Raw genomic sequence first — 24,749 nt, 5'->3', positions numbered from 1 at the left:
GGTATCGTTGAACCCTCAGTTGAAACTTTTCCCCGATCATGGCGGTGTCATGGCACAAAACCTTCAAAACGGCGAACGCCTCAGGCCGGTTGATCTGGCGCGCGGGCACGGTCTGTCCACGCAGGCGGTCAGGAACTACGAGGAGGCCGGCATCCTTCCGGCCGCCGGTCGCACACCCCACGGCTACCGCACCTACACCTCGCTGCACGCGGGTGCCTTGCGCGCGTTCCTGGCCCTGGTGCCCGGCCACGGCCACCAGACGGCGACGTCGATCATGCGGGCGGTGAACGAGGGCGCGGCCGAGGAGGCGTTGCGCCTCATCGACGAGAGCCACGCCCAGCTCCTCGACGACCGCCGCACCCTCCAGGCCGTGGAGAGCGCCCTGCGCGACCTGGAGCCCACGACCGCGTCCGGGCCCGATGCAGGGCCCGAGCCGGCCGCGGCGTCCGCGGCCGGCGGCACGTTCATCGGGCCGCTGGCGGGGAAGCTCGGCATCCGGCCCGCGACGCTGCGCAAATGGGAGCGCGCCGGGCTGGTACGCCCGCGCCGTGACCCGCTGACCGGGTACCGCGTCTACGACGAGGCCGATGTACGGGACGCCCGGCTGGCCCACCAGCTCAGGCGGGGCGGCTACCTGCTGGAGCAGATCGCCCCGCTGCTCGCCCAGGTACGGGCGGCCGGTGGGCTGGAGCCCCTGGAGGGCGCCCTGCGCGACTGGCACGGCCGGCTGTCCGCCCGCGGTCGGGCGATGCTGACCGGGGCCGCGGAGCTGGAGGCGTACCTCCGCGAGCGCGGATGAGACCTCGGTCGCCGGCCGTCGAGCGGGTTCCGGCCTTTGCCCGGGCAAGCAGTCGTGGTGGCGGACCTGCGCGACGACGAAGGTCTCGCCTTCATCAGCGGGCCAGGAAACGGGCCCCCGCGCCGGCTGCGGTGGAACAGACGAGCAGGAGACAGGCGCCCACGGCATGCCGTTTGAGCAAGGCGCGACGCAGTGCGGCGTAGCGGATCTCGTATTCGCCGCGCAGGCGCTGGGCCCGGTCAGCCGTGGCTTGGAGCGCCTGGCGGGTCAGGCCGAGCCGCTGCTCGGTGTAGTGGCGGGCAAGCTCTTCGGCCTGCCCCGTCGTGAGCCAGTCGAGGCGCGCGCAGAGCGCTTCGGCCTCGCGCCGCGCCAGCTCTTGCTCCGCCTGGACGAGGAGGTAGCCCTCGACCTCGTTGGCGAGTTCGGCACTGTCCCGGTCCAGCCGGGGCTCGTGACGGCTCGGGGGCGTCAAGGCCGGCCGCCCTCTTGGCCGGGCGCTTCCACCACATCGCGTTTGCCGCGGTTCGCCTCGTCGTGCTGGGCGATCTCGGGGTGGTGCAGGTCGAATGCCGGGGATTCGCTGCGGATCCGGGGCAGGGTGAGAAAGTTGTGCCGCGGCGGCGGGCAAGAGGTCGCCCATTCCAGCGAGCGTCCATAGCCCCAGGGATCGTCGACGCCGACCGGTACGCCGTACTTGGCCGTCTTCCAGACGTTGTACATGAACGGCAGGACCGACAGGCCCAGCAGGAACGAGCTGATCGTCGAGACGGAATTCAGGGCGGTGAAGCCGTCGGCCGCCAAGTAGTCCGCATAACGGCGCGGCATGCCCTCGGCGCCGAGCCAGTGCTGGACGAGGAAGGTGCCGTGGAAGCCCACGAACAGCGTCCAGAACGTGATCTTGCCGAGCCGCTCGTCCAGCATCTTGCCGGTGAACTTGGGCCACCAGAAGTGGAAGCCGGCGAACATCGCGAAGACGACCGTGCCGAAGACCACGTAGTGGAAGTGGGCCACAACGAAGTAGGAGTCGGACACATGAAAGTCCATCGGCGGGGAGGCCAGGATGATGCCCGTGAGCCCCCCGAAGAGGAACGTGACGAGGAAGCCGATCGCCCAGAGCATCGGCGTCTCGAAGGACAGCGAGCCCTTCCACATCGTGCCGATCCAGTTGAAGAACTTCACACCGGTCGGGACGGCGATCAAGAACGTCATGAACGAGAAGAACGGCAGGAGCACACTTCCGGTGACGAACATGTGGTGTGCCCACACCGACACGGACAGACCGGCGATCGAGATGGTCGCGGCGACCAGGCCGATGTAGCCGAAGATCGGCTTGCGGGCGAACACCGGGATGACCTCGGTGACGATGCCGAAGAACGGCAGGGCGATGATGTACACCTCCGGGTGTCCGAAGAACCAGAAGAGGTGCTGCCACAGCAGCGAGCCGCCGTTGGCGGGGTCGTACACGTGGGCACCGAATTTGCGGTCCGCCTCCAGGGCGAACAGCGCGGCGGCCAGGATCGGGAAGGCCAGCAGTACCAGGACAGCGGTCAGCAGGACGTTCCAGGTGAAGATCGGCATCCGGAACATGGTCAAGCCCGGGGCGCGCATGCAGATGATGGTGGTGATGAAGTTGACCGCACCGAGGATGGTGCCGAAGCCGGAGAAGGCCAGCCCCATGATCCACATGTCGCCGCCGACGCCCGGGGTGTGAGCGGCCTCCGACAGCGGTGTGTAGGCGAACCAGCCGAAGTCGGCCGCGCCGTCCGGGGTGAGGAAGCCGGCCACCGCGATCAGTGAGCCGAAGAGGTAGAGCCAGTAGGCGAACATGTTCAGCCGCGGGAAGGCAACGTCGGGGGCGCCGATCTGGAGCGGCATGATCCAGTTGGTGAATCCGGCGAACAGCGGCGTCGCGAACATCAGCAGCATGATCGTGCCGTGCATCGTGAACGCCTGGTTGAACTGCTCGTTCGACACGATCTGGGTCCCCGGCCGGGCCAGCTCGGCACGCATCACCAGCGCCATCAGCCCGCCGATGAGGAAGAACGCGAACGAGGTCATCAGGTAGAGGGTGCCGATGGTCTTGTGGTCGGTGGTCGTCAGCCACCTGACCACGACGCCACCGGGCTCCTGGCCCCTGACCGGCAGTTCGTTTTCGTACGAGTCCTCGGCTGCCGCCGCACCGTGGATTTCGTTGCTCATACTCACTAGGGGGTGTCTCCCGATGCTCGCGGTTGGCGTCGCCAGTCAGCGGCATCATGGCCGTCGCAGCCCCTGCCTGCGATCCGAACGGGGCGAAACGCCGCCACTGGGATGACAGTCAGACCCAACCGGCCTAGTCGGACCGCGTCGCCGTTGCCGGCCGCCCCAGCGCTACCGCTCATTCTTCAACCGCCACTCACACCTGACCGCGCATGGGGCCCAAGGCGCGCGGGCCAGGTCGTTCCGAAGGGGCCACGTTCCGGTGACGCGACGGCAGAGCGAGCGCGGGAGCCGTGTCAGCGGACGACGTCGAAGACGTTCTTCCGCAGTCCGTTGGCGTAGGCCTCGTGCTCGACGAGCGTCAGCTTCTGGGTCTCCTTGGCCCTGGCCCTGGCGCTGAAGAGACGCTTGCCCGCGCCGAGGAGGAGCGGGAAGACAAGCGAGTGGTACCGGACAGCCGAAAACCCCTGTGGGCGCCGTCTAAGAAGCCAGTCACCGGGCACCCGCTGAACTACGCGAGATGCGCGTCGCGGGCTTCGTCACCCGCGCGAGCCACCACTGAGGAGGCGTAGCGATGAGCACGGTGAAGGAGACGGTGGACGTCGAGGTTCCGGTCCACACCGCCTACAACCAGTGGACACAGTTCGAGGAGTTCCCGAAGTTCATGGAGGGAGTCGAGAAGGTCACCCAGCTCGACGACCAGCACAACCGCTGGACCACCAAAATCGGCGGCGTGCGGCGGGAGTTCGACACCGAGATCATTGACCAGCTCCCGGACGACCGCATCGCCTGGCGTACCACCACCGGCGATACGCAGCAGAAGGGCCTGGTCAGCTTCCAGCGCCTGGATGAAACCCACACGCGGGTGGAGCTCGTGATGGACATCGAGCCCTCGGGTGTGGCGGAGAAGGCCGCCGACATGTCGGGAACCATCGAACGGCGAGTCAAGGGCGATATGCGGCGCTTCAAGGACTACATCGAGCACCGTGGCGCCGAATCCGGGGCCTGGCGCGGCCGGATCAAGCCCGGCTGACCCAAAATCCGGCGGCGCGGCTGCCGTCACGACGGCAGCCGCCCGCCCTCTCCTGTGGGGAAGGAAGCTCGGTGTTGGTGGCCGCTCTGTCCTGCAGCTGGCGGCGGGGACGGCTGGGACGCCACTTGGCCGCTGTCACCGCTACTGAGCGCGGCCTGTCGGGCCCGGCGGTCACGGCCCGTCGTCCGCCCCAGCTGGTGCCGGGAGGGGAGTGAGGTGCGGGTCACACCTGAGTTACCTCCAATCCGGGACATTTTCACCCTGGTTCTGTTTGGCTGGTGGCTTCGCCGGTCACAGGAGGCCCACACACATGGCGCTCACGCATTGGGGATTCATCTACACAGCAGCCGGCAGCGCCGCCGACGGCGATGTCAACGTCGTGGACACCGGCGAGTGCCGCACTGTCCTCGTGGGGGTGGAGAAGCCCGAGCAGGCCCTTGCGGTCGCGCGTCGCCTGGTGGGCGAGGGAGTGCAGCTGATCGAGCTGTGTGGAGGGTTCGGCCCCGTGTGGGCCGGGCGCGTCATCGAGGCGATCGACGGTGCGGTCCCCGTGGGCACGGTCGGCTATGGGCCGGAAGCAGTCGACCAGGTGCATGCCATCTTCTCCTGATCACTGGTGAAGGGGAGAGCGCCGTTACCGGCGGGCTGCGGTGTCGGAGGGTAGCTCGTGGAAACGGGCGTGGTAGTCGCCGGCGAAGCGGCCCAGGTGGGAGACACCCCATCGGTAGGCGATGGTGCCGACGTTGTCGGTGGTGGTGAGGATGTCCTGACGGATCCGGTCCAGCCGCAGGTTGCGTACGTAGGACATGGGTGACAGGCCGAGCCGGTCGCGGAATGCGGAGCTGAGGGTCCGTGGGGCGCAGTCGGCGGCTTTGGCGATGTCGCCGAGGGCGATGCGTTCGGTGAGGTTGGCTTCGATGAACGCGAGAGCTGCGCGTAAGGAGCGCGGGTGGCCAGGTCGCGGACCGTCTCGCAGCTCGCCGGTGTGCGAGTGCGGCTGGGCCAGGAGCAGCGCGGTGACGATGCTGCGCAGCTGGCTGCGCTGGAGTTCGGCACGCTGGAACAGGGGGTCTCCCGAGTCCAGTTGCTCCAGGAGGGAGCGGATCAGCAGCAGTACGGCCCGGCCCTTGGGTTTGGCCAGGTCGAGGGCGAAGTCGAAGCGGACGGTGGACGCCGGCGGGCGCCCGGTCAGTGCGGTGAATTCCTGGTTGACCAGGGCGGCGTCGATCCGAAGGCCCAGGAAACGTGAAGGGGTGGGGCGCGCGGGGCGCAGCTCCTGGGTGTCTCCGGGGTTGACGACCCCGGCCGTGGCGGTGTCGAGGGTGGCGTTCAGGCCGCCGCAGGATGCGGCGATCGCGCCGGACACACCGATGTTGACGAAGTAGGAGCTGCGCCCGCCCGCCGAGGAGACGCGTACGTCGAGTGGCGAGGCGAAGTAGCCGACGGCGAAGTCGCGCGCGGCCACCCCGCGCAGTTCGTGCTCTCCCCGGCACAGGCCGTTCAGCGGCGACGTGGCGACGGAGCCGCCGAACAGGCGGGTGACGGCGTTCAAGAGGTCGACGGGGTTGGGCGATTTGATGATGAGGAAGTTGCGCAGCGGAGCCGGCACGCGTTCATCTCCCTTGAGGCGGCCGCAACGGTGTGTGGTGGTGCGGGCGACCGGGGGCTGCTGTCAGTGTGTCACCGCTGTTGGTCCGCCGGGGGCTTGGTCGGCGGTTCTGCGCCCGCAGGTGACGCGGTCCCTCGTGGGCGTGTTCACATCGGCGGGGCCACGAACAGTCCGGGGTCGGCGTCGTTGTGGGACTTGGCGGCGATGAACTCGTCCATCTCGTTGGCCGTGCCCCATTGATCCACGTTGGCGGGCTCGCGAAGGTCGTAGAGGTGAGGGTGCCAGGTGTCCTCGTCCAGGACCTCCAGCTCGGTGGTGTACTCGACGGTGTTTCCGGCCCGGTCGAGGAAGTAGCTGAAGGTGTTGTCACCGGCGCGGTGCCGCCCTGGCCCCCACAGCCGCTCGATGCCCAGGCGCCGCATCCGGCCGGTGCCGCGCATGAACTCGTCGATGCCGCGCATCTCGAAGGAGGCGTGGTGGAAGGCCGCGTGCGGCCCGCGGACGATGCCGAAGCTGTGGTGGAAGGTGTTGCACCGCAGAAACCACATGATGTCACCGCGGCTGCCGAGGCACATGGTGTCCGAGAGGCGGAACCCCAGGTGCCTGATGTACCAGGCAACTGTGGCCTCGGGGGTGGGGGAGTTCATCAGGACGTGGGAGAGGCGCACGGGGACCGGCTCGCGGGCCTCGATCCTGCGGTGCCGGCGCGCGGCGACGTCGGCGGAGACCTCCACCACGCGGCCCTCGTTGTCGAAGAATCGGACCGCGTAGCCGCCCCCGGGTGTGTCCAACGCCTTCGGTTCGTGGACCAGCCGCACGCCCTGCGCGATCAGCTGTGCGGCCAGGGTGTCGACATCGGCGGCCGTGGCGGCTCCGAAGGCGATGAGGTCGGTGCGCTTGTGCGCTTCCTGGCGCAGCCGCACCACGTACTGCTCCGGGGAGCCTTCGGCTGCCAGGAACGAGACACCGGTGTCGCCCGCGGTCTCCGTCAGCCCCCACATCTCGGTGTAGAACTGACGCTGCTCGGCGAAGTTCGGCATGGCGACATCGATGTGCCGCAGATGGGTGATCAGACTGCTGCTGTTGCTCATGGTGAACTCCCTTGAGTTGCGCTGGTCAGCTCAGTCGTTCGGTCAGCTCAGTCGTCCCGTGATCCGGCCGAGGACGGTGGGCAGGCCGCCGAACTCCCTCTCCTCGTCGGTGACTTCGCGCCGAATGGTCACGCTGGCTCGGCCATGAGCCGGTGACCGGCATCCGTCAGCGGATACGCTTCGCGATGGCGCTGCGCATGTTCCAGGCCGGCGATCGCCACCGAGGTCTCCACGAGCGTTCGGCACCGCTGCCTGCGCCGTCTCACGAACGCCTCCAGCCCCGCCCCGACCGACTCGTGCCGCCCGAGCTCTTCGGCCAGCACCAGCCCGTCCTCGATGGCCAGCGCCGCGCCGCTGGCCATCTGCGGTGCGGGCGCGTGCGCGGCGTCACCGATGACGACGCTGTTGCCCCGGTTCCAGGCGCCCTCCAGGAACGCGGTCAGCACCGGGCGGCGCACCACCGACTCCGACACGGACACCAGCAGGCGGATCTCCGCCACCCGGCCCGGGAAGGCTTTCAGTATCTGCCGCAGGCGCGGGACGAGTTCGGCCTCGGGCAGGACGCTCTGCTCCACTCCGTTCTCCGTCACGAACACATACGCCTCACCGGCCGAGATGGGCACGAGGCCCGCCGTGTCGGCCTTCCCCGCAAACTGGTGGATCCCGGTGGCCCACTGCGGGCGGGGCACCAGAGCCCGCCAGACCATCTGGCCGTGATAGTCGAGCGAGGTCTCAAGGCCCAGCAGGCTCCGCGTCGATGAGCGGATCCCGTCCGCGCCCACCAACAGCGCGACCTGCCGGACCGTCCCGCCCGACAACTGCACGCGGACCAGCTCCCCCTCCTGGTCCACCGCCGTGACGGTCCGTCCCTGTTGTACGACTACGCCGCGCCGCTCGGCTTCCGTGTGCAGGATGCGGTGCAGCACGGGGCGGGCCATGCCGGCCATCGCCGGTCGCCGCGCACCGATCAGGCGCGGTAGCCGGGCCTGGCCCATGGGTTCGCCGTCCACGTCCACGTGCGTGATCACGCTCATGCCGTAGCCCTCGGTCAGACAGTCGTCAGCGAGACCCAGCTCGGCCAGCGCGCGCAGCGCGGGACCGGTCAGGCACAACCCCCAGCCGGAAGTCGCCCTTGACGGGTTGACCTCAGCGATCTCAACCTGCCATCCCGCGCCTGCCAGGGCAGTGGCCGCTGTCAGACCAGCGACGCCCGCGCCCACGATCATGGCCGTACGCGCACCGCGATAGCTGTTCATGTACGCCTCCAGAGCACCTGATTTCTTCGAAACCGTAAGCTCCGTCGGCGCTCCGCCTTATCCGAATCAGGCGGCGACCATCCGTTGTCCGCAGCTGATCGGAAGCGCAGAGAGGGCTGTACCCGAGGGAGCTCGTACAGCCCTCCCCCTGTGTGCCCGCGTCAGCCGGGGGCGTCCTACCTCAGCGGTCCTCGCAGGCAAGTGTCAGGCACAGCATCAGCACCTCGTAGGGGGTGCTGTCGCTCTGTGTGGTGGTTGGCTCCTCGGAGTCCGCGACGAACCGCCACTGTGACGGCCGGGCGTGCTTGGTCTCTCCCTTCTTCTCCACCTCGACGTGGAGTGTGCGGGCCTGCGGATCGTTCGTCTCGACGAGCACTTCGTCGCTGTCGACCGAGAAGTGGTCGTGTAACAGGACCAGACCGAACCGGTCCAGGTTGCCGTGCTTCTCCAGCACGGCCTTGAGGTCCCTGGCGAACTCCGCGTCCTGGGGGCCGAGCGGTTCTGCGTCTTCGAAGCGAGGAAGGTCGTGCGATGCGCGGCTGGTCTGCGTAGGCATGAGCAACTCCCTTCGACCGCGCTCTGCGGTCTCAACACACCATAGGCACAAGGGGAGTTGCGGCAGAAGCGCCTGACGGTGACGGGGTCGGCGGTGCCGTCGGCTCCACCACGGCGGCGACCGGCCGGGCAGGGTGTCCGTACACGGACCGCAGCCAATAATTACCCGTGGGTAACTTAGCGTACAGTGCTGGCAGTTGCGGGCAGTCGGCCCGCCGGCTGTCTGTGGGACAGACGGCCACCGCACGGCACAACGGGCTGCCACCACGTGGAGCCCGTGCAACGGAAAGGACCCGCCTCATGGCCGCCCCACGCCGGCTTCGCGCCATACTGCTGCCGCTGACTCTGGTCGTCTCCGCAGCCACCCTGGGCACCGGAGCCGCAATGGCCGTACCGGAGGACAAGCCCTCCGGGACCGCGCCCAGCACCACTGAGCAGCGTCCCACCTGGGCCATCGCCCACCGGGTGCTGACCACGGGCGGGGTGACCACGGCGCTCGCGAACGGGGCCAACGCGCTGGAGATGGACGCAACGGCCTGGCGCAAGGGCTGGTGGGCCGACCACGACGGCACTCTCACCAGCTACGGGGACACCATGTCCGCCATGTTCGACCGGGTGGCAAAGGAGCATGACGACGGGCGTCAGGTCTCCTTCGTCTGGCTGGACATGAAGAACCCCGACTGGTGCGACAGCAACGACCCCGAGTGGCGCCACTGCTCCGTGGCCGGGCTGCGGGACATGGCGCGCGAGAAGCTGGAGAGCAGGGGCATCCGGGTGCTCTACGGCTTCTACGGCAAGGAGGGCGGCAGCGGCTGGAAGAACGCCCTCGCCGACCTGAACTCCAAGGAAGCGGTCAGCTACAGCGGCGATTACGCGCAGGTCCGGGACGGCTTCGCCGAGCACGGGCCGAACGTCCCCGGCAACCAGCGCGTCATGGACAACGGGCTGTACAACATGGCCTTGAAGTTCGGCAGCATCCGGAAGGAGCTGGAGGCCGGCCGGAAGGCCCGGGACGCCGGAGAGCTCGCGCAGACCGTCGGCTGGACGGTGGGCAAGGGTGACGGGGAGCGGGCCGCCACCCTGCTCGACTCCTCCGACGGGAGTGCCGCCGTGGACAGCCTGATCTACGGCAACCGGATGTCGTGCTACCCCGACGGCGTCAGCGGTCCGAAGGGCTGCGGCACGGACGACAGCGCGGTGCGTGAGTCGCTCTCGTACATCACGGACTACGTGAAGGCCCACCCGGACACCCGCCGGATGGCCACCCCTCGGGACATCCCCTTCGGCAGCTGACGCCCCGAGCTGCCCCGCCCGGCCCCGGGGTTCCTGTCAGCGCCGTTGCTGCCCAGCCGTGTCCGGGGGCCGAGTCGTACGCGGCGGTCCACGGTCACGGCTGGGCGCGGGTGAGCGCCCGGGCTTCCCGGGCGGCCCGCTATCCGGCCTGATCGCCGCCCGCTGCGTCCCGCAGGATCTCGATGTACCCGTCGGTTCCGTGCACGCGGATCCGCTCCCCGTCCCGGATCAGCCGGGTGGCCCGCTCCACGCCCACGACGGCCGGCAAGCCGTACTCCCGGGCGATCACCGCGCCATGGGTCATCAGGCCGCCCACCTCCGTCACCAGGCCCGCGATGCCGACGAACAGCGGCGACCAGCTGGGGTCCGTGAAGGGCGTGACCAGGATGTCGCCCGCTTCGAGATCCGCGTCCGCCATGTCGAGGATGACGCGGGCCCTCCCCTCGATGGTCCCGGCGGAGACCGGTAGGCCGATCAGGGCGCCGGCCGGCACGTCGTCGCGCCGGTAGGCACCGGTGACGGCCTCACCGTCCGAGGTGAGCACCCGGGGCGGTGTGAGCGCGTGGTACGACCGGAACGCCTCCTTGCGCTGCTGGATGAGCCGGTCATCCACCTGGTGCGAGCGCACGACGTCGTGGAATTCCTGGAACGTGAGGTAGAAGGCGTCCTCCTTCTCGGGAAGCATGCCTGCCCGCACGAGGCGCTCGGCCTCCTCCAACAGGGCCTGCTTGTAGACGAAGTAGCGGCTGACGATGCCGTACTTCGGGTACTCCCGGTACCCGATGAAGGTTCTGACCCGGTCGATCATCCGCTTGGTCGCGTCGGCTTTCCGGTCCCCGTCCGGCAGTGCCCGCAAGCGTGCCAGCACGTCCTGTTCCTTCTGCTGCGCCTTCTGCCGGCCTTCCTCGAAGCGCCGCTCGGCGGCGCCCGGCTCGAAGTTCCTGACGTTGTCGAGGATCACGGGCACGAGCGTGGCGGGGCGCTCGCGCCAACGTGGCCTGGTGATGTCGATCTCGCCGACGCAGCGCATGCCGTACCGGTCGAGGTAGGACTCGATGGCGTCGCGCGCCTCGGTCCCGCCCGCGAGCTTCGGCAGCTCGTCCAGGAAGCCCTCGTCCTGGACGTCCTTCAGGAACGCCACCACCTCCGCGTGCGGGCGGATCACGTCCGCGACGTCGAGCAGCGCCAGCCCCATCTCCGACGTGACGTTGTCGGGGGCGGACAGGGTCAGCGTGTCAGCCGCGTTCTTCTCGCCCAGCCACTCCCACAGCTGGTCGTTGAGCCACCACGTGGCCTCCATCCCCGCCATGATCGCCTGCATGCTCAGCGGATCACTGAGAACTCGCTTGTGCTCCTCGAAGGCATCCAGCAGGAAGTCGAACAGCGCCGGTCCGCTCTTCGTCCGGATATCGCGTTCCAGGGCGGCGATGGACACCTGGCTGCGCTCGATCAGCTCGGGGACGATCGCCGGATCCGGCTCGCTCGGGGCGGACGCACCGCCGGCCGGCGGCCCGCCGGGACCCGCGTCCGGGAGCGAGGGGACAAAACCGTCGCGGTCGAGGACGGTCTCCAGAGCGTCCCTCACCAGCGGATCGCCTCTCCCGATGACGTCCAGGAGAGCGGCGCGGCTCGCGGGCGACGCCAGGCGCCGGGTGACGTCGACGAACAGCCTCCCGGCGGCCTCCTGCATCGGCACCATGGCCGTCAGCTGCCACAGGGAGAGCCCCAGGGGCTTCATGGGGTCGGTCATCATCTGCTGATGACCGACGGAGACGTAGACGTGATTCTCCTGGTCGCCGGTCTCGGGGACCGGGAACAGCGTCGTGATCGGCCGGCTCTGAACGATCTGGAAGTCACCGTCGACCAGGCACCATTCGATGTCCTGCGGGCGGCCGAAGTGCGCTTCGATCCGCCGCCCGAGCTGCACGAGCCGCACGACCTGCGCATCCGTCAGTGCCGGCTGCTCCTGCTGCTGCGAGTCGATCGCCACTTCCTGCGTACCGCCGGCCGCCAGGGCGTGAACGGCACGCTGTTTCGCGGCGATCGTCTTGGCGACGACTTCGCCGTCCCGCACCTTGAAGACGTCCGGGTTCACCAGGCCCGAGACCAGGGCCTCGCCGAGGCCGAAGCCGGCGTCCACGGTGGCGACCTTCCGGTTGCCTGTGACGGGGTCGGCCGTGAACAGGATGCCCGCCGCATGCGGGAAGACCATCTGCTGCACGACCACGGCCATGTGGACCGTACGGTGGTCGATGCCGTTCCGCTGGCGGTAGGTCACGGCCCGCTCGGTGAACAGCGAGGCCCAGCACCGGCTGACGTGCTGGAGGATCGCCGCCGGCCCCATGACGTTCAAATACGTGTCCTGCTGGCCGGCGAAGGAGGCCGTTGGCAGGTCCTCTGCCGTCGCGCTGGATCGGACGGCGTAGGCGGCCTGCTCACCGAGCCGGTTGAGCGCGCGGGTGATCGCCGCCGCGAGATCGCCCGGGACGGCGATCCCTTCGATGGTCCGGCGGATCTCCGCGCTGAGCGTGCGGATCGCCTCCCGGTCGTCCGGGTCCAGGCGCGACAGCTGATCGAGCCGATCGGCGATCGACGGCGCCTCCGCCATGATCCGCCGGAACGCGTCCGTCGTCACGCAAAAGCCGGCCGGCACGCTGATGCCTGCGATCCGCGACAGCCCGCCCAGGTGCGCGCCCTTGCCGCCAACGACCGCGACCTGTGTCCCGTCAACCTCTTCAAGACCCAGCACATACCGCTCGTTCATCGCGATTCCTCCAATGCAGCCGTGCTCCCCGTGGCCGATCGCTCCGCCCAGCCGGGCGGCGCGCACCCCCGCACCACCGCCCCGACCGCTCGCGACCGCACAGCCGGTCCCACCGCTGATCCGACGTCACCGCGTCCCCCATACGTCGACAACACACGCACGTCATGCCCCCCATTTCCGCAGGTTGTGGCCTCGGCGGATGATTTTGCGCCACCCCCCGGGTCTTGCCGCAAGCCCCCCGGTGCGCTATAAGTTGAGAGTGGCAAGGAGAGATCTCTCCTTGCCTTCGTCTTTTGGTGCCCGCTGGAACTGAAAAGCCTCTCGCTCGCGAAGCGGTGGCGCCGCGGATGGGTACGGGGCGTCGGCCCAGGGGGATGTCCCGTCGGCCTACGGATGCAGCCGCGGAACCAGACGTTCTTTCCCCACCCAAGTGAACGGCCCCACGCCGGCCCGCCCAGATCGTGGCCCAGCCCTTCATTGCGCAGAGTAGTGAGCTGCGTGCGCAGCGCGACCAGCAGCGTGGATGAGACGCCGTGACAACGTCCTTGTGTGCCGGAGATGTGCAGGAATGGCAGCCAAGAGTTTTGAAGATGTTACGGACCAGACATCGGCAGCGTGCCTACTATGGCCAGCTTGTTCAGACGAGTTATTTGCACAAGTTCTCACCCCCCACGCGAATCCCCGTGTGTCCCCTGTTGTACCCCTCTGGAGAGACCGTGACTGAGATCCTGCCGAGATCCGCCGTCCTTACCGGCGGCCTCATCGCCGCCACACTCGTCCTCAGCGCCTGTAGCGCGGGCTCCGACGCGTCGACCAACGCCGACGGAGAGAGCGCGGCCACCGCGATCACGGCGGAGGACTTCGGGGGCATGGACGCGCTCGTCAAGGCGGCCAAAGAGGAAGGCACGCTGAACGCCATCGCGCTCCCCCGCGACTGGGCCAATTACGGCGCGCTGATCGACGGCTTCGAGAAGAAGTACGGCATCAAGGTCAAGGTGGAGAACCCCAACGGCGCCAGCCAGGACGAGATCAACGCCGTCACCTCCCACAAGGGCCAGGACCGGGCGCCCGACGTCCTCGACCTCGGCAGCTCCTTCGCGTACAGCGCCGCCCAGCAGGATCTGCTCGCGCAGTACATGGTCGCCGATTTCATTGACATCCCCGACGGCCAGAAGGACACGATGAGCCGCTGGTACAACGGCTACGGCGGCTATATCTCCATCGGCTGCGATGCCAATCGCGTGAAGACCTGCCCGACCACCTTCAAGGATCTGCTCAAGCCGGAGTACAAGGGGCAGGTCGCGCTCAACGGCAACCCCACCAAGTCGGGTTCGGCCTTCGCCAGTGTGTACGCGGCCGCCCTCGCCAGCGGCGGCTCCTTCGACTACATCCAGCCCGGCCTCGACTTCTTCGCCAAGCTCAAGAAGAACGGCAACTACACGCCCGTCCAGTCCACCTCGGCCACCATCACGAAGGGCCGGACGCCGATCGTCCTCGACTGGGACTACCTCAACGCCAGGTACACCGACGAGTTCAAGAGCAAGGGACTCGACTGGCAGGTCACGGTCCCGGAGGACGGCAAGTTCTCGCAGTACTACTCGCAGGCCATCAACAAGGACGCCCCGCACCCGGCGGCCGCCCGACTGTGGCAGGAGTACCTCTACAGCGCCGAGGGCCAGAACCTCTGGCTCAAGGGCTACGCCCGCCCTGCCCTGATGGCCGCCATGGAGAAGAAGGGCACGCTCGACAAGGCCGCGGCCGCCAAGCTGCCGAAGGTCTCCGGCACGCCGAGAATCCCGACCGAATCGCAGCTGGGCTATGCCAAGGATGACATTGCCCAGGGCTGGAGCAAGGCCGTCTCCAGGTAATCGCGACTCTCACCCGGGCCGACGCGGTGCCCGCCGCTTCTTCGGAGCGGCGGCGCCGCGCGGCCGGCTGGTGCTCGGGAACCTCGGCGAGCGTCCCGTCTGCCTACCTCGGCGGCGTTGCGCCGGCCTTCGCCTTCGTCGGCCCCTCGGCAACGCCGGTGTCAGTCCGGTGGCGAGTGCAACTGGTCCGCTGCGGGGTCCCTGGTGGCCAGGTACTTACCGTCGAGCCACCACGGGATGCGCCACAGCAGGAGCACGGACCCGAGGCAACGACGATGATTGACCTGCCTCAAGGTAAATTTCCCTCAAAAGCGCGCGTTCACCGCCTGGTTCGGCTGAAATGAGGTGGTGGCCTACAAGAGGAAAGTACGCAATGTTCGCGGCGCGCTCGCTGTAGTCATCGCAATACCGGGTAGTGGTCTCGTTGTCGGCATATACCTTTCGTTTGTTGAGGCGGTCAGGGGCAATGGGGTCGCGGCTTGGTGGCTGGCTACGGAGGTTGCGGCCCTCAGCGTCATAATCGGCCTCATCCTCTGGCTGCGGTACCGGCGCGACCGTCAGATCAGCATCGTGATCATGCTCTTGGCCGCGGTCCTGGCCTGGTTATGGGGGCAGCACCTGTGGGATGCGATCTCCTCGACAGTCCTGCCGCAGTACGAGGGTCTGAAGCCTGCGGAGCGCGCCCAGGCGGTCGGCCAGTACCGGCTTGCCGTGGTTCAGTCCTGTGCCGCTGCCGGCGGCGTGATCGCATTGCTCTACACCGCACGCAACTACCGCCTCATTCGTCGTGGCCAGGTGACAGATCGGCTCTCCAAGGCCTTGGAGAGCCTGGAGTCCGAAGAAGAGTTCGTACGGCTCGGCGGCGTCATCGCATTGCAGCAGATCATCCAGGATGCGCCGGCACAGGCCGAGCATGTGACGCACATCGTGCGTACATTCATCCGCCGCCAGGCACCCAAGGCAGGACAGCCCTCGCCCCGCAGCACGAAGGCAGCGGCATCCGGCCTGCGGCGGCCCCGGCTACAGTCGCCCTCGGGCCCACAGAGGCCGGCAGCCGATGTCCAGGCAGCGCTGACTGCGCTGAACACCAGGCACGCCAAGCTGTACTCGTCACGAATCGACCTCAGCGGGTATCACCTCGCGGGCTCCCACATGGCCCGCCAGATTCTGTCGAGGGCACAGCTGAGTAGAGCTGTATTGACAGAATCAGTCCTGGACCATGCTGTGCTGAAACGGGCCGTCCTTGTTGACTGCGACCTTCGCCGGGTGTGGGCAGTGCATTCCCGCTGTTACAAGGCAGAGATGTGCGGCGCTGATCTGCGCGAAGCGGTTTTCGTACGGGCGGATATGGTGGCCTGTGACCTCGCTGACGCAGATCTGCGTAACGCCAACCTGTCCGAGTCGGATCTGCAACTGGCTTTCTTGTGCGGCGGGAGACTGTCGGGCGCGCGCCTGGTGAGCACCGACTTGTCCCAAGCGGATCTGACAGATGTCGAAGCAGGCGAGGAGCCAGTGTGCTTCGACGGAAGTTTTCTCAACGAAGCGCGCCTCAAGAATGCCGTACTGAGAAACGCCAGCTTCATCGGGGCGAAGCTACGGAACGCCGACCTGACCGACGCAGATCTCACAGGCGCTGACCTGACCGGAGCCGACCTTCGCATGGCAAAGGGGCTGACGGTAGAGCAGCTGCGGGCTGCCGGTTCGATCGAGAAGACACGACTGGATCCATCCCTTCGCGAAGAATGGCAGCGCAGCGCACACGAGGCCATGACGAAGGTGCAGTCGACGTGAGTGGCGAGGAGACGTTCATGAGATGACGCCGCCGCGCGGCCAGGTGGCAGGGAGGGAAGTTCTATGACTGCGTGGGGAGTTGAGGGGCGCAGCGGAGCCCGCTGGGCGCTGGTCTCGGTCGCGCTGGGTGTCTTCTGCATCCAGCTCGACTCCTTCGCCCTCAACCTGGCCCTGCCGCACATCAAGGAGGAACTCGGCGTATCCACCGCACAGTTGCAGTGGGCGGTCAGCGCATATCTCCTGTCGTGCGGCACCCTCATGTTGGGCGCGGGCCGGATGAGCGACCTGTTCGGCCGGCGCCGACTGCTGATCGCGGGCTTGGCGCTGTTCGGACTGGCCTCGCTGTGGTGCGCGCTGGCGCCCTCGCTGCCGGTGCTGGTGGCGGCCCGCGTGGTGCAGGGCGCGGGCGGCGCGTTGATCATGCCGGCCGGACTGGCGCTACTGACGAACGTCTTCCCGCCTGCCGTGCGCGGCCGGGCCACGGGGTGGGCGCTGGGCATGGGCGGACTGGCCACCGCATGCGGCCCGTTCGTCGGCGGCGCCCTGACCCAAATGGTGTCGTGGCGGGCGGTGTTCTGGCTCAACGTGCCGCTGGGTGTGATGGCTGCGAGCTGCGCCCGCCGGGCCCAGGAGTCGCGGGACACCACGGTCTCCGGGCGCGTCGACTGGCCGGGGCTGGCCACCGGGACCGTCGCCATCGCGGCTCTGGCCCTCTTCATCGACCGCGGCCCGGTGTGGGGCTGGGCGTCGCCCGCCGGAGTCGGTGTGCTGTGTCTGGTGGTGCTGGCGCCGGCGGCCTTCGTACGGATCGAACTCCGCACGGCCGATCCGCTGATCGCACCCGCGCTCTTCCGCAATGGCGCCTTCGTGGCGCTGACCGCGGCGGGCGCGGTGGCCAACGCCGCGACCGTGGTGTTCCTCTTCGTCGTACCGCTCTCCCTCCAAGAGGGCCAGCAGATGACGCCGTTGGCGGCCGGGGTGGCCTTCCTCGCCCCCGCGGCGGCCATGGCCGCCGCGGGGCCCTTCGCGGGCCGGGTGACCAGCGTTCGCGCCGTACCGGTGATGGCGACGAGCCTGGGAGTGGGCGCGGTGGTCCTGCTGGGCGCGGCATTCGTCTCCGGACTGCCGCTGTATCTCGCCGCGGTCACCGCCGGCGGGGCAGCGCTGGGCGTCGGCAACGCCCTGACACTGACCGCCACCCAGGGCGTCATCCGGCCCGAACGCGCCGGTGAGGCATCCGGCTTGACCAAGACGGTCATCACCGTCACGGCCGGGCTGGGCGTGGTCGCCGCAGGCCCCGCGGCCGACCCTGACGGCACCGCGGTGACTGGAGACCACGGGCCCCTGGCCGTGGCGGGAGCCGGCTGCCTGGCGGCTTGCCTCCTGCTGGCCCTGTGGATGTGGGCCCGGCGCTGCCCGAGCGCTCGGAAGCCGCAGGAGTCAGTGCCTTCGGCGGCGGACGGCGTGGCGCGCTGACCGCCGGCATACCCTCGCGCTCCTGTCGCACGACTTCTTACTTGCACTCCTCGGGCGGGCCAGCCCATCTGCCATGCCCTGCATGAACTTCTGGAGGTAGCGCGGCATGAACCAGCCCAGCAGCCGGCTCGTCTCGTACTCGCCGTACCAGTGGATGACCGTGCCTGAGCTCGCTGTCGGCGTCAGCTCGATGCGCGCGTGATGGTTGTGCATCGACGCATTGAACGCGTCTTCGTAGGCCAAGAGGCGTCGCTCGACCTTCTCGGTCAGCCGTTCCCCGGTCACGGTGCGTCCCGTTCGGAAAGCCCGGACGGCACCCACGCCGTCGTCGCCGCCGGGGTCGAGGTCGACCGACCGTGTCGTGTCCAGACTGTCCACCTTGGACCACAGCGGCCAGCTTGCGGCGTGGACTCATCGATCCGATCAGGCCGGGGGACGGCGGTGAACCCACGACGGAGTCCGGCGTCGAGTGAAGCCGCCCGGGGGAGTCGCCGGGCCCCTGCGACTGCTGCACCACGCCAGCTGCTCGGCGAGGCGAGGCGGGGTCGGGCTGCGGCATCGGGGCCGTTGCGATGCGCCGGGCGGCGCGCAGCAGACAGGTTGCCTGATGGGGCCGGAGTGCGGCCTTGACGCTGACGCAGCGGCAGCTTGGACGATGACGCCGTACGGCAGACACAGTCACTCCACCGGAGGCATTCGTCATGTTGCGCGGCAAGGGCATCCATTACGACACCGGCACCTTTCCCAACGGCGACACGTCGCGCCCCGTCTTCGACGTGCGGGACGTCGAACGGGACATGCGTGTCGTCGCGGAGGACCTGCACTGCACCGCTGTCCGTATCACCGGGGGCGATCCGGACCGTATCGAGACCACGGCGCGGTACGCGGCGGAGGCGGGCCTGGAGGTCTGGTTCTCGCCGTTTCCCTGCGAGCTGTCGAACGCCGAGATGCTCCCGCTGTTCACCGACTGCGCCGAGCGGGCGGAGCGACTGCGGCGCGACGGCGCCGAGGTCGTCCTCGTCACCGGCTGCGAACTCAGCGTGTTCGCCCGCGGATACCTGCCCGGGGACACACTGAACGAGCGCATTCCGGTCCTGGCGGGCCCCGGCCGCGAAGCCGCGCTCCAGGGCATCCCCGACAAGGTCAACGCCTTCCTGGGGGAGGCCGTCGACGCCGTGCGGCCTCTCTTCGGCGGCCGCGTGAGCTACGCCTCCTGTCCTCTGGACGGCGTGGACTGGGCCCCGTTCGACATCGTCGGCCTGGACGCCTTCCGTAGCCTGCGCAATGCGGCCACCTACCGCACCGACCTGCGCAAGGAATGCGGCCACGGCAAGCCCGTCGCCATCATGGAGGCCGGCTGCTGCACCTACCGGGGAGCGGGAGAGCACGGCGGCGCCGGCTGGTACATGGCGAGGGAGGCCGACGGCGTCACCCTCAAACCCGGTCTGGTGCGCGACGAGGGCGAGCAGGTCCGCTACCTCGACGATCTCATGACCGTCTTCGAGGGGGAGGGCGTCGATTCCGTCTTCTGGTTCAGCTTCGCCGGTTTCAGCACACCCCACCGGACATCCGGACCGGACGAGGACCTCGCCTCCTACGGCATCGTCAAAGTCCTGGACGAGCACAGCGGCTATCCCGCTGACAAGCGCGCCTACCCCGGCATGCCCTGGGAACCGAAGCAAGCGTTCCACGCACTCGCCACCCGCTACAGGGTCCACTGAGCTTCTTCGGAGTGGTCACCGATCGGGCTCGTGACACGGGTCCGTGACCAGCGAGGCCCCCGGCCGGCTGCGCGGCCGGGGCTGGACAGTGGTGCGGGCGGTGATGGTGCTGCTGTTGAAGACGGAGCCCAGGGCGCTGCCGCCGTCGGGCCGCGACGGCGGCAGCCCTCCGCAGGTTTCAGCCCCCGCAGGTTTCAGCCCTCGCGGGGGTAGAAAACGCCGGTGGCGTCGCCGTGGGCCGTGCAGTCCGTGTCGCGGTAGCGGTCGACGAAGGTGCCGGTGAGGCCGGTGAACGCCTCGTACGTCTGGTCCATGGGCAGGTCTTTACTCACCCTGAACCGCAGCTGCACGTGGACGGACTCGCGGGGCTTCAGCGTCTTCGGGCCGGGGATGGTGCCGCGGGCCTTTCCATCGGCCTGGCGCAGCGTCTTCCAGGCGCGCTGCGAGGTGTCCCAGTACTGTAAATCGCCGTACGGGCTCAGGTCGCGTTCGCCCTCGTTGTAGACATAACTGCCCAGCTTGGCGCTGAGTTCGAACGACTTCAGCACCTTCGCCGAGGTGTTGGTGAGCGTGGCGGTGTAGGTCGTCCAGTGAGGGCCGAGGGTCATCGACTTGGGTATGCCGAACGTGCGGCCCACGAAGGCGTTGTTGTGGTACTGCCCGTTGCTGACGTCGTAGCACGTCGGGATGTCCGCGGCAGGGGCCGCCTGGGAGGCGGGCGCGGCGGCCACCACGACGGGGAGCAGGGCGGCCGTCGCGGCCGAGAGCGACAGGGCGCGGCGCAGTTTCATGAAGATCTCTTTCCTGGTTCTTCGGACCCTTGCAGCCTTGTTTCCAGGTGTCACTGAGTTCTCAGGCCGTGGATCCTTGGGTTGGCAGGTACTCGGAGAAATGACTGGGCTTACGCGGTGACGTCCGTGGCGCCCGGACCGGCCACGCCCTTCCGGCGGCGCACGCCGGTGACCGCACCCGCGCCGACCACCATCGCGGCTCCGCCGGCGAGAGCGATCGCCGGGAGCGCGGACGAGGAGCCGGTCGCGGCGAGCTGGGCGCCGCCCTGCGGGCTGAGGCCACCGGTGGAACCGGAACCGCCCGTACCGCCGCCGGACGCGGCGCTCTGGCTGGTCTCGGCCGTGCCACCCGGCTTGCCCGGCTCACCCGGCTTGGTCGGGGGCTGCGCCGGCTTCGCGCCCGCGGGGAGGATGGTGAAGTCGTACCAGGCTTCCTTGGCCGAACCACAGGAACCGTCGCTGTTGCGGTAGTCGCCGGCGGCGAGCGCGTAACCGGCGCCGGGCTTGGCGTCCTTGACCACGCGGGTGCGCAGTTGGAGCGTGATGGTGCTGCGCGGACCGACGGCGAAGAAGCCGAACAGGTCCTCGGGCTCCGCGTCATGGAAGGTCTTCCAACGCCCCGTCTTGGCGTCGCGGTACTCGGTCTCCAGCTCCCAGTACGGCCGGTCGACATCTTCGGCGGAGGACACGAGGAGGAAGGGCAGGACCTTCTCCAGGGGCTTGCCGGTGGTGTTGGTGAGCGTCATGGAGAAGGGGGTCCAGGCGCCGCCCGCGGCCAGCTGGCGCGGCAGCCCGCGGACGGCCGCCTGTAACTGGTCGGACTCGAATGCGCAGGACTGACCCGCGCCATCGGAATCACCGGCGTCCTTGCCTCCACCGGTGGCGCCACCCGCGCCGGTGGTCCCCTCAGCGGTCCGTTCGGCGGTCCCGGCGGCTTTCGGCGGCTTTCCTGTGGTGCGACGGGCGGCCCCGTCGCGGTCCTGGGGTGCCGAGTCACCGGCAGCGGCTGGGGAGTTGGGGGAGGTGGGCGTGCGGGGACCGGCCCCGGACACCGGCTCCGTTGCGAACGCGGGGGCGGGCGCGGCCAGTAAGGCGGCGGGCGCTAACACGGCAGCCGCTGCGGCGGCCGTCAGCGTGCGGCGAATCTTCATCCAGCAGACCTTTCGTATCCCAAGTGCCGTCTGGGCGGCACCTGTTGACGTTCGTCAGGTTCAGGTCGTGCATGACTCATGGCGTGCGTGAGTGCGCATGCGGATATGCGTATATGCGCACACCTGCTCCCCATATAGGAGGACTCGCACCGCGAGGAGGTTCCACACTCAAGTCGCTGAAGTGACGCATAGGGGGGCGGCGACGCGGCGTCGCCAATCGATACGAGAAGACCGCCACCTCCTGCGGAGCGGCGGTCACACTCGCATCACACCTGCTCCGGGCGAGGAGCGCAGGGCCTCGGCTTGCGCGCCGCCGGGCGGGTTCGAGGCCGCGGGGACGGTGTGTGGGGGCCGCCGTGGCCGGCCCGCCGGGAAGGGGCATCGCTCGATGGATGCCTGGGTCCCACGGGCTCCAAGGGCGCTCCAGGACGGGCCGCCCGAGGGGGCTGGCGCGCATACTGGAATGTATGCCGCATATGGGCGGGCTGTACGAACGAAGCGGCGAGCTCAAGGCCTTGCGGGCAGCTATGGATGCGACCCTTGGCGGCCATGGAGAAGCCGTGATGATCGAGGGTGCGCCCGGAATCGGCAAAACCAGTTTGCTGGCCGAAGCCAAGCGGCTCGCTGTTTCCGCCGGTTTCCAGGTGGCCGGCGCGCGAGGATCGGAACTCGAGAGCGATTTCCCCTTCGGTGTGGTGCGGCAGATTTTCGAACCGCTCCTTGCGCGGATGACGGCGGAAGATCGGCAGCGTATTCTCTCCGGCACCGCCGGCCAGGCGGCGATCGTGCTCAAGAAAGTCGTGCCCGAGCATTCCCTGGGCGGCGATTTCTCCATCCTTCATGGGTTGTACTGGCTGACCGCAGATATCTGCGAAAAGCAGCCGCTGGCCATTACGGTCGACGATATGCACTGGGCGGACAGCGATTCGCTGAAATTTCTCAGTTATCTCATGCCGCGTCTTGAGGACATTCCGACCTGCGTGGTGGGCACTCTGCGGCAATTTGGAGAATATACCCAGTCGAATACACTCGACCAGATCGTCACCGCACCGCCCTCGGTGATCGTTTATCCGTCCAAATTGAGTGCCGAGGCATCGGCCTCGCTCATCATCAGTGAATTCGCGAAGTCCGGGTCACCCGAACCGGAGGACGCGGACTTTCTCGCCGCCTGCTGGTCCGCGACCGGCGGGAACCCGCTCCTGCTCAAGGAGCTCACCGAGGCACTCACCACCGAGCATGTCGAGCCCACCGCGGCGCACATCCCGCAGGTCTACGCCCTGGGCCCGCGCGCCATCGCCCGGCGAGTGGCGATGTGGATGCGGCGCCTCCCTAAGGGCTGTGCCCCACTGGCCCGGGCCATCGCGGTGCTCGGGGACGGTGCGGACCTGAGCCATGCGGCGGAGCTGGCGGGGCTTGACCGGGACGATGCGATGCAGGCCGCGAAAAGCCTTGAGCACGCCCGGATCCTCTACACCGCCCCCTCGGACGAGATGAAGCCCCGGATGGGGTTCGTGCATCCGCTGGTGCGGGCCGCCGTGTACGAGGAGATCGCACCGGCCGACTCCCACCGCGCACACAAGACCGCCGCACGCCTGCTCCGGGACTCCCAGGCCCAGATCGAGAAAGTCGCCCTGCACCTGCTGCGCACCCTGCCCTCCGGTGACGCCGCGACCGTGACCATGCTGTGGTCGGCGGCGCGGAGCGCCCTGGCCCGCGGCTCGCCGGAGACCGCGGCGACGTATCTGCGCCGCGCTCTGGCCGAGCCTCCGCCGGCCGGGGACCGGCTGGACCTGCTCTTCGATCTCGGCAACGCCATGCGGCGGGTGGACAGCGCGGCGGCCGTTCAGTACCTCAGCGAGGCACACGGACTGGCCGGGCCGTCACGGCAGCGCGTCGAAATCGCACTGGCCCTCGGCGACGCGCTGCTCGCGCTCCGGCGCTCCGAAGAGGCCCTGGCCGTCTGGCAACAGGCCCTGGCCCGTACAGCGCCCGAGGACACCGAACTGCTCTACCGGCTGAACGCCTGCATTCTCTCGATTCCGCTCTACGAACCCGGCCGGCCGGATCTGCGACAGGACATCCTCAGCCGCGTCGCGGAACTGCGATCCCCCAAACCGAGCGAGAACATGGGCGGCCGGTACCTGGACTGCGTCATCGCCGGCCATGACGCCGTCATCGGCGACCCGCGTGCGGTCGTACGGGCACAGCGCGCACTCCACGAGGACACCCCGGCCCGGCCGTCCGACGGACAGTCGTCCCTGTCCTTCGGCTGGCTGGCCCTGATCAGCGCCGACCGCAAAGAGGTCCTTGCCAGTCTGGACGCCGCGGTCGAGCAGGCGCACCGGCAGGGCTCGGTCAACGACCTGACCGGGGCGCTGACTTACCGCGCGATGGCGTGGCTGTACCGGGGCAATCTCGAAGAGGCCGCCGCGGACGCCGCGGACGCGATGCACGCCGTCGAAACGTCCTCACCAGGGCTGCACCGGCTGGTACTCGGCCCCGTCCAGGCCGAGGTGCAGATAGAGCAGGGCGCACTGCCCCGTGCGCAGGCCACCCTGGAGTGGACCGGAGTTCCCGATCCCGCGCCGCTCACCGGGCTGATGTACTACGTGCTGTACAGCCGGTCCCATCTGCTGCGCCTTCAGGGCCGCACCACGGAGGCATTCCACGCCGCGCTGGCCGCGGGCCAGTCGTTCAGCGCGGCCGGCGGGGACAATCCCGCCATCGTCCCCTGGCGGTCGGAAGCCGCGCTGTGTCTGCATCTGCTCGGCCGGGACGAAGAAGCCAGGGCCCTGGCCGACGCGGAACTGAAGCTGGCCCGCTATTGGAGCGCGCCCCGGGCCCTCGGCCGCGCTCTGCGCATCGCCGGCACCCTGAGCGAGGGCGACGCGGACGTCGGCCTGCTGCGCGAGGCCGTCACCCGGCTGAAGGGATCCCCGGCCCGCCTGGAATACGCCAAGGCGCTGGCGGACTACGGGGCGGCACTGCGCCGGCACGGAGTACGCAACCAGGCGCGGACCTCGCTCAGCGACGCCCTGGACATCGCCGAGGCCCGGAACGCGGCCCCCCTCGTCCAGCAGATCCAGGACGAGCTGCATGCGGCCGGGATCCGCCCGCGGCGCCACGCCGTCACCGGTCTGCATTCGCTGACACCGAGTGAGCACAGGGTCTACGACCTCGCCGTCGCCGGACGCACCAACCGGGAGATCGCCCAGCAGCTGTTCGTCACGGCCAAGACCGTGGAGGCGCACCTGTCCAACGTCTACCGGAAGGTCGGCGTCACCAGCCGGCGCCAGCTCAGCGGGCTGTCCGAGCAGACCGACGCGACAGAAGAACCGGAGTGACTCATGCC

Annotated in this window: 19 protein-coding genes and 1 pseudogene; 9 read left to right on the top strand and 11 right to left on the bottom strand. The window is 68.7% G+C overall.

What is annotated here, in order from left to right; all coding sequences use genetic code 11:
* Positions 1 to 49 precede the first annotated feature (49 nt).
* Positions 50 to 799 (top strand): TioE family transcriptional regulator, encoded by a 750-nt coding sequence (locus TU31_RS26875; protein WP_042159098.1) that lies wholly within the window; start codon positions 50 to 52, stop codon positions 797 to 799.
* Positions 800 to 893: 94 nt separating this feature from the next.
* On the opposite strand, the gene TU31_RS26870 is transcribed toward TU31_RS26875, so the two are convergent.
* The 3 genes and pseudogenes from TU31_RS26870 to TU31_RS26860 all read right to left on the bottom strand — a co-directional run.
* Positions 894 to 1,271 (bottom strand): hypothetical protein, encoded by a 378-nt coding sequence (locus TU31_RS26870; protein ID WP_245698770.1) that lies wholly within the window; start codon positions 1,269 to 1,271, stop codon positions 894 to 896.
* Positions 1,268 to 3,004: an aa3-type cytochrome oxidase subunit I gene (ctaD, locus tag TU31_RS26865; RefSeq protein ID WP_042159096.1), complete on the bottom strand. Its 1,737-nt coding sequence runs from the start codon at positions 3,002 to 3,004 to the stop codon at positions 1,268 to 1,270. The genes TU31_RS26870 and ctaD overlap by 4 nt, the downstream gene beginning before the upstream one ends.
* Before the next feature lie 290 nt (positions 3,005 to 3,294).
* A pseudogene (locus tag TU31_RS26860) lies at positions 3,295 to 3,450 on the bottom strand (dihydrofolate reductase family protein); the annotation flags it as partial.
* Positions 3,451 to 3,572: 122 nt separating this feature from the next.
* Here TU31_RS26860 and TU31_RS26855 point away from each other — a divergent pair.
* Positions 3,573 to 4,031 (top strand): SRPBCC family protein, encoded by a 459-nt coding sequence (locus TU31_RS26855; protein ID WP_042159094.1) that lies wholly within the window; start codon positions 3,573 to 3,575, stop codon positions 4,029 to 4,031.
* Positions 4,032 to 4,341: 310 nt separating this feature from the next.
* Positions 4,342 to 4,641 (top strand): DUF6506 family protein, encoded by a 300-nt coding sequence (locus TU31_RS26850; protein WP_042159093.1) that lies wholly within the window; start codon positions 4,342 to 4,344, stop codon positions 4,639 to 4,641.
* Between the two features lie 24 nt (positions 4,642 to 4,665).
* On the opposite strand, the gene TU31_RS26845 is transcribed toward TU31_RS26850, so the two are convergent.
* From TU31_RS26845 to TU31_RS26830, 4 genes are all read right to left on the bottom strand, one after another.
* Positions 4,666 to 5,640: a helix-turn-helix transcriptional regulator gene (locus TU31_RS26845; RefSeq protein ID WP_042159092.1), complete on the bottom strand. Its 975-nt coding sequence runs from the start codon at positions 5,638 to 5,640 to the stop codon at positions 4,666 to 4,668.
* Between the two features lie 146 nt (positions 5,641 to 5,786).
* Positions 5,787 to 6,731, bottom strand: a complete 945-nt coding sequence (locus TU31_RS26840; protein ID WP_042159091.1) for a VOC family protein — start codon at positions 6,729 to 6,731, stop codon at positions 5,787 to 5,789.
* A 128-nt stretch (positions 6,732 to 6,859) separates the two neighbouring features.
* Positions 6,860 to 7,957, bottom strand: a complete 1,098-nt coding sequence (locus tag TU31_RS26835; RefSeq protein ID WP_042159090.1) for an FAD-dependent monooxygenase — start codon at positions 7,955 to 7,957, stop codon at positions 6,860 to 6,862.
* Between the two features lie 211 nt (positions 7,958 to 8,168).
* Entirely contained in the window at positions 8,169 to 8,543 is a 375-nt protein-coding gene (locus TU31_RS26830) for a hypothetical protein (protein WP_042159089.1), read from the bottom strand.
* A 299-nt stretch (positions 8,544 to 8,842) separates the two neighbouring features.
* On the opposite strand from TU31_RS26830, the gene TU31_RS26825 reads away from it, so the two are divergent.
* A complete protein-coding gene (locus TU31_RS26825; protein WP_052719076.1) occupies positions 8,843 to 9,835 on the top strand; it encodes a PI-PLC domain-containing protein in 993 nt (330 codons plus the stop codon).
* Between the two features lie 139 nt (positions 9,836 to 9,974).
* On the opposite strand, the gene rph is transcribed toward TU31_RS26825, so the two are convergent.
* Complete coding sequence (rph, locus tag TU31_RS26820; RefSeq protein WP_042159088.1) at positions 9,975 to 12,599, bottom strand: rifamycin-inactivating phosphotransferase; 2,625 nt, start codon at positions 12,597 to 12,599, stop codon at positions 9,975 to 9,977.
* 716 nt (positions 12,600 to 13,315) lie between these two features.
* On the opposite strand from rph, the gene TU31_RS26815 reads away from it, so the two are divergent.
* The 3 genes from TU31_RS26815 (at position 13,316) to TU31_RS26805 (ending at position 17,734) form a co-directional block, all read left to right on the top strand.
* A complete protein-coding gene (locus TU31_RS26815) occupies positions 13,316 to 14,467 on the top strand; it encodes an ABC transporter substrate-binding protein (RefSeq protein WP_042159087.1) in 1,152 nt (383 codons plus the stop codon).
* A 348-nt stretch (positions 14,468 to 14,815) separates the two neighbouring features.
* Entirely contained in the window at positions 14,816 to 16,258 is a 1,443-nt protein-coding gene (locus TU31_RS36075) for a pentapeptide repeat-containing protein (protein WP_052719075.1), read from the top strand.
* A gap of 63 nt (positions 16,259 to 16,321) precedes the next feature.
* On the top strand, positions 16,322 to 17,734 hold the full coding sequence (locus TU31_RS26805; RefSeq protein WP_042159086.1) for an MFS transporter: 1,413 nt from the start codon (positions 16,322 to 16,324) through the stop codon (positions 17,732 to 17,734).
* Here TU31_RS26805 and TU31_RS26800 read toward each other — a convergent pair.
* Positions 17,699 to 18,112, bottom strand: coding sequence for an SRPBCC family protein (locus tag TU31_RS26800; RefSeq protein ID WP_052719074.1), 414 nt, complete (start codon positions 18,110 to 18,112; stop codon positions 17,699 to 17,701). The genes TU31_RS26805 and TU31_RS26800 overlap by 36 nt on opposite strands.
* A gap of 323 nt (positions 18,113 to 18,435) precedes the next feature.
* On the opposite strand from TU31_RS26800, the gene TU31_RS26795 reads away from it, so the two are divergent.
* The gene (locus TU31_RS26795) at positions 18,436 to 19,455 is read left to right on the top strand and encodes a glycoside hydrolase family 113 protein (protein WP_078886001.1); all 1,020 of its coding nucleotides are present in this window, start codon (positions 18,436 to 18,438) and stop codon (positions 19,453 to 19,455) included.
* 194 nt (positions 19,456 to 19,649) lie between these two features.
* Here TU31_RS26795 and TU31_RS26790 read toward each other — a convergent pair whose 3' ends face one another.
* Both TU31_RS26790 and TU31_RS26785 read right to left on the bottom strand, forming a co-directional pair.
* A complete protein-coding gene (locus tag TU31_RS26790; protein WP_042159084.1) occupies positions 19,650 to 20,246 on the bottom strand; it encodes a hypothetical protein in 597 nt (198 codons plus the stop codon).
* A 110-nt stretch (positions 20,247 to 20,356) separates the two neighbouring features.
* Positions 20,357 to 21,397 carry a hypothetical protein gene (locus TU31_RS26785; RefSeq protein ID WP_042159083.1) on the bottom strand — a complete coding sequence of 347 codons (1,041 nt, stop codon included), beginning with the start codon at positions 21,395 to 21,397 and terminating at the stop codon, positions 20,357 to 20,359.
* Between the two features lie 467 nt (positions 21,398 to 21,864).
* Between TU31_RS26785 and TU31_RS26780 the strand changes: the two genes are divergently transcribed.
* Positions 21,865 to 24,741: a helix-turn-helix transcriptional regulator gene (locus tag TU31_RS26780; RefSeq protein ID WP_158894747.1), complete on the top strand. Its 2,877-nt coding sequence runs from the start codon at positions 21,865 to 21,867 to the stop codon at positions 24,739 to 24,741.
* Positions 24,742 to 24,749: the final 8 nt, after the last annotated feature.

This window comes from Streptomyces lydicamycinicus (assembly GCF_000829715.2).
Taxonomy (GTDB): domain Bacteria; phylum Actinomycetota; class Actinomycetes; order Streptomycetales; family Streptomycetaceae; genus Streptomyces; species Streptomyces lydicamycinicus.
The sequence above is the reverse complement of the archived record's forward strand: the minus strand, read 5'-3'. Positions and strand labels throughout refer to the sequence as shown.

Excerpts from the sequence above, each read along its gene's own strand:
- TU31_RS26795 (WP_078886001.1), top strand. The coding sequence starts at position 18,436 with ATGTTGCGCGGCAAGGGCATCCATTACGACACCGGCACCTTTCCCAAC.
- TU31_RS26805 (WP_042159086.1), top strand. The coding sequence starts at position 16,322 with ATGACTGCGTGGGGAGTTGAGGGGCGCAGCGGAGCCCGCTGGGCGCTG.
- TU31_RS26825 (WP_052719076.1), top strand. The coding sequence starts at position 8,843 with ATGGCCGCCCCACGCCGGCTTCGCGCCATACTGCTGCCGCTGACTCTG.
- rph (WP_042159088.1), bottom strand. The coding sequence starts at position 12,599 with ATGAACGAGCGGTATGTGCTGGGTCTTGAAGAGGTTGACGGGACACAG.
- TU31_RS26790 (WP_042159084.1), bottom strand. The coding sequence starts at position 20,246 with ATGAAACTGCGCCGCGCCCTGTCGCTCTCGGCCGCGACGGCCGCCCTG.
- TU31_RS26850 (WP_042159093.1), top strand. The coding sequence starts at position 4,342 with ATGGCGCTCACGCATTGGGGATTCATCTACACAGCAGCCGGCAGCGCC.
- TU31_RS26785 (WP_042159083.1), bottom strand. The coding sequence starts at position 21,397 with ATGAAGATTCGCCGCACGCTGACGGCCGCCGCAGCGGCTGCCGTGTTA.
- TU31_RS26835 (WP_042159090.1), bottom strand. The coding sequence starts at position 7,957 with ATGATCGTGGGCGCGGGCGTCGCTGGTCTGACAGCGGCCACTGCCCTG.
- TU31_RS26840 (WP_042159091.1), bottom strand. The coding sequence starts at position 6,731 with ATGAGCAACAGCAGCAGTCTGATCACCCATCTGCGGCACATCGATGTC.
- TU31_RS26855 (WP_042159094.1), top strand. The coding sequence starts at position 3,573 with ATGAGCACGGTGAAGGAGACGGTGGACGTCGAGGTTCCGGTCCACACC.
- TU31_RS26830 (WP_042159089.1), bottom strand. The coding sequence starts at position 8,543 with ATGCCTACGCAGACCAGCCGCGCATCGCACGACCTTCCTCGCTTCGAA.
- TU31_RS26875 (WP_042159098.1), top strand. The coding sequence starts at position 50 with ATGGCACAAAACCTTCAAAACGGCGAACGCCTCAGGCCGGTTGATCTG.
- TU31_RS26780 (WP_158894747.1), top strand. The coding sequence starts at position 21,865 with ATGCCGCATATGGGCGGGCTGTACGAACGAAGCGGCGAGCTCAAGGCC.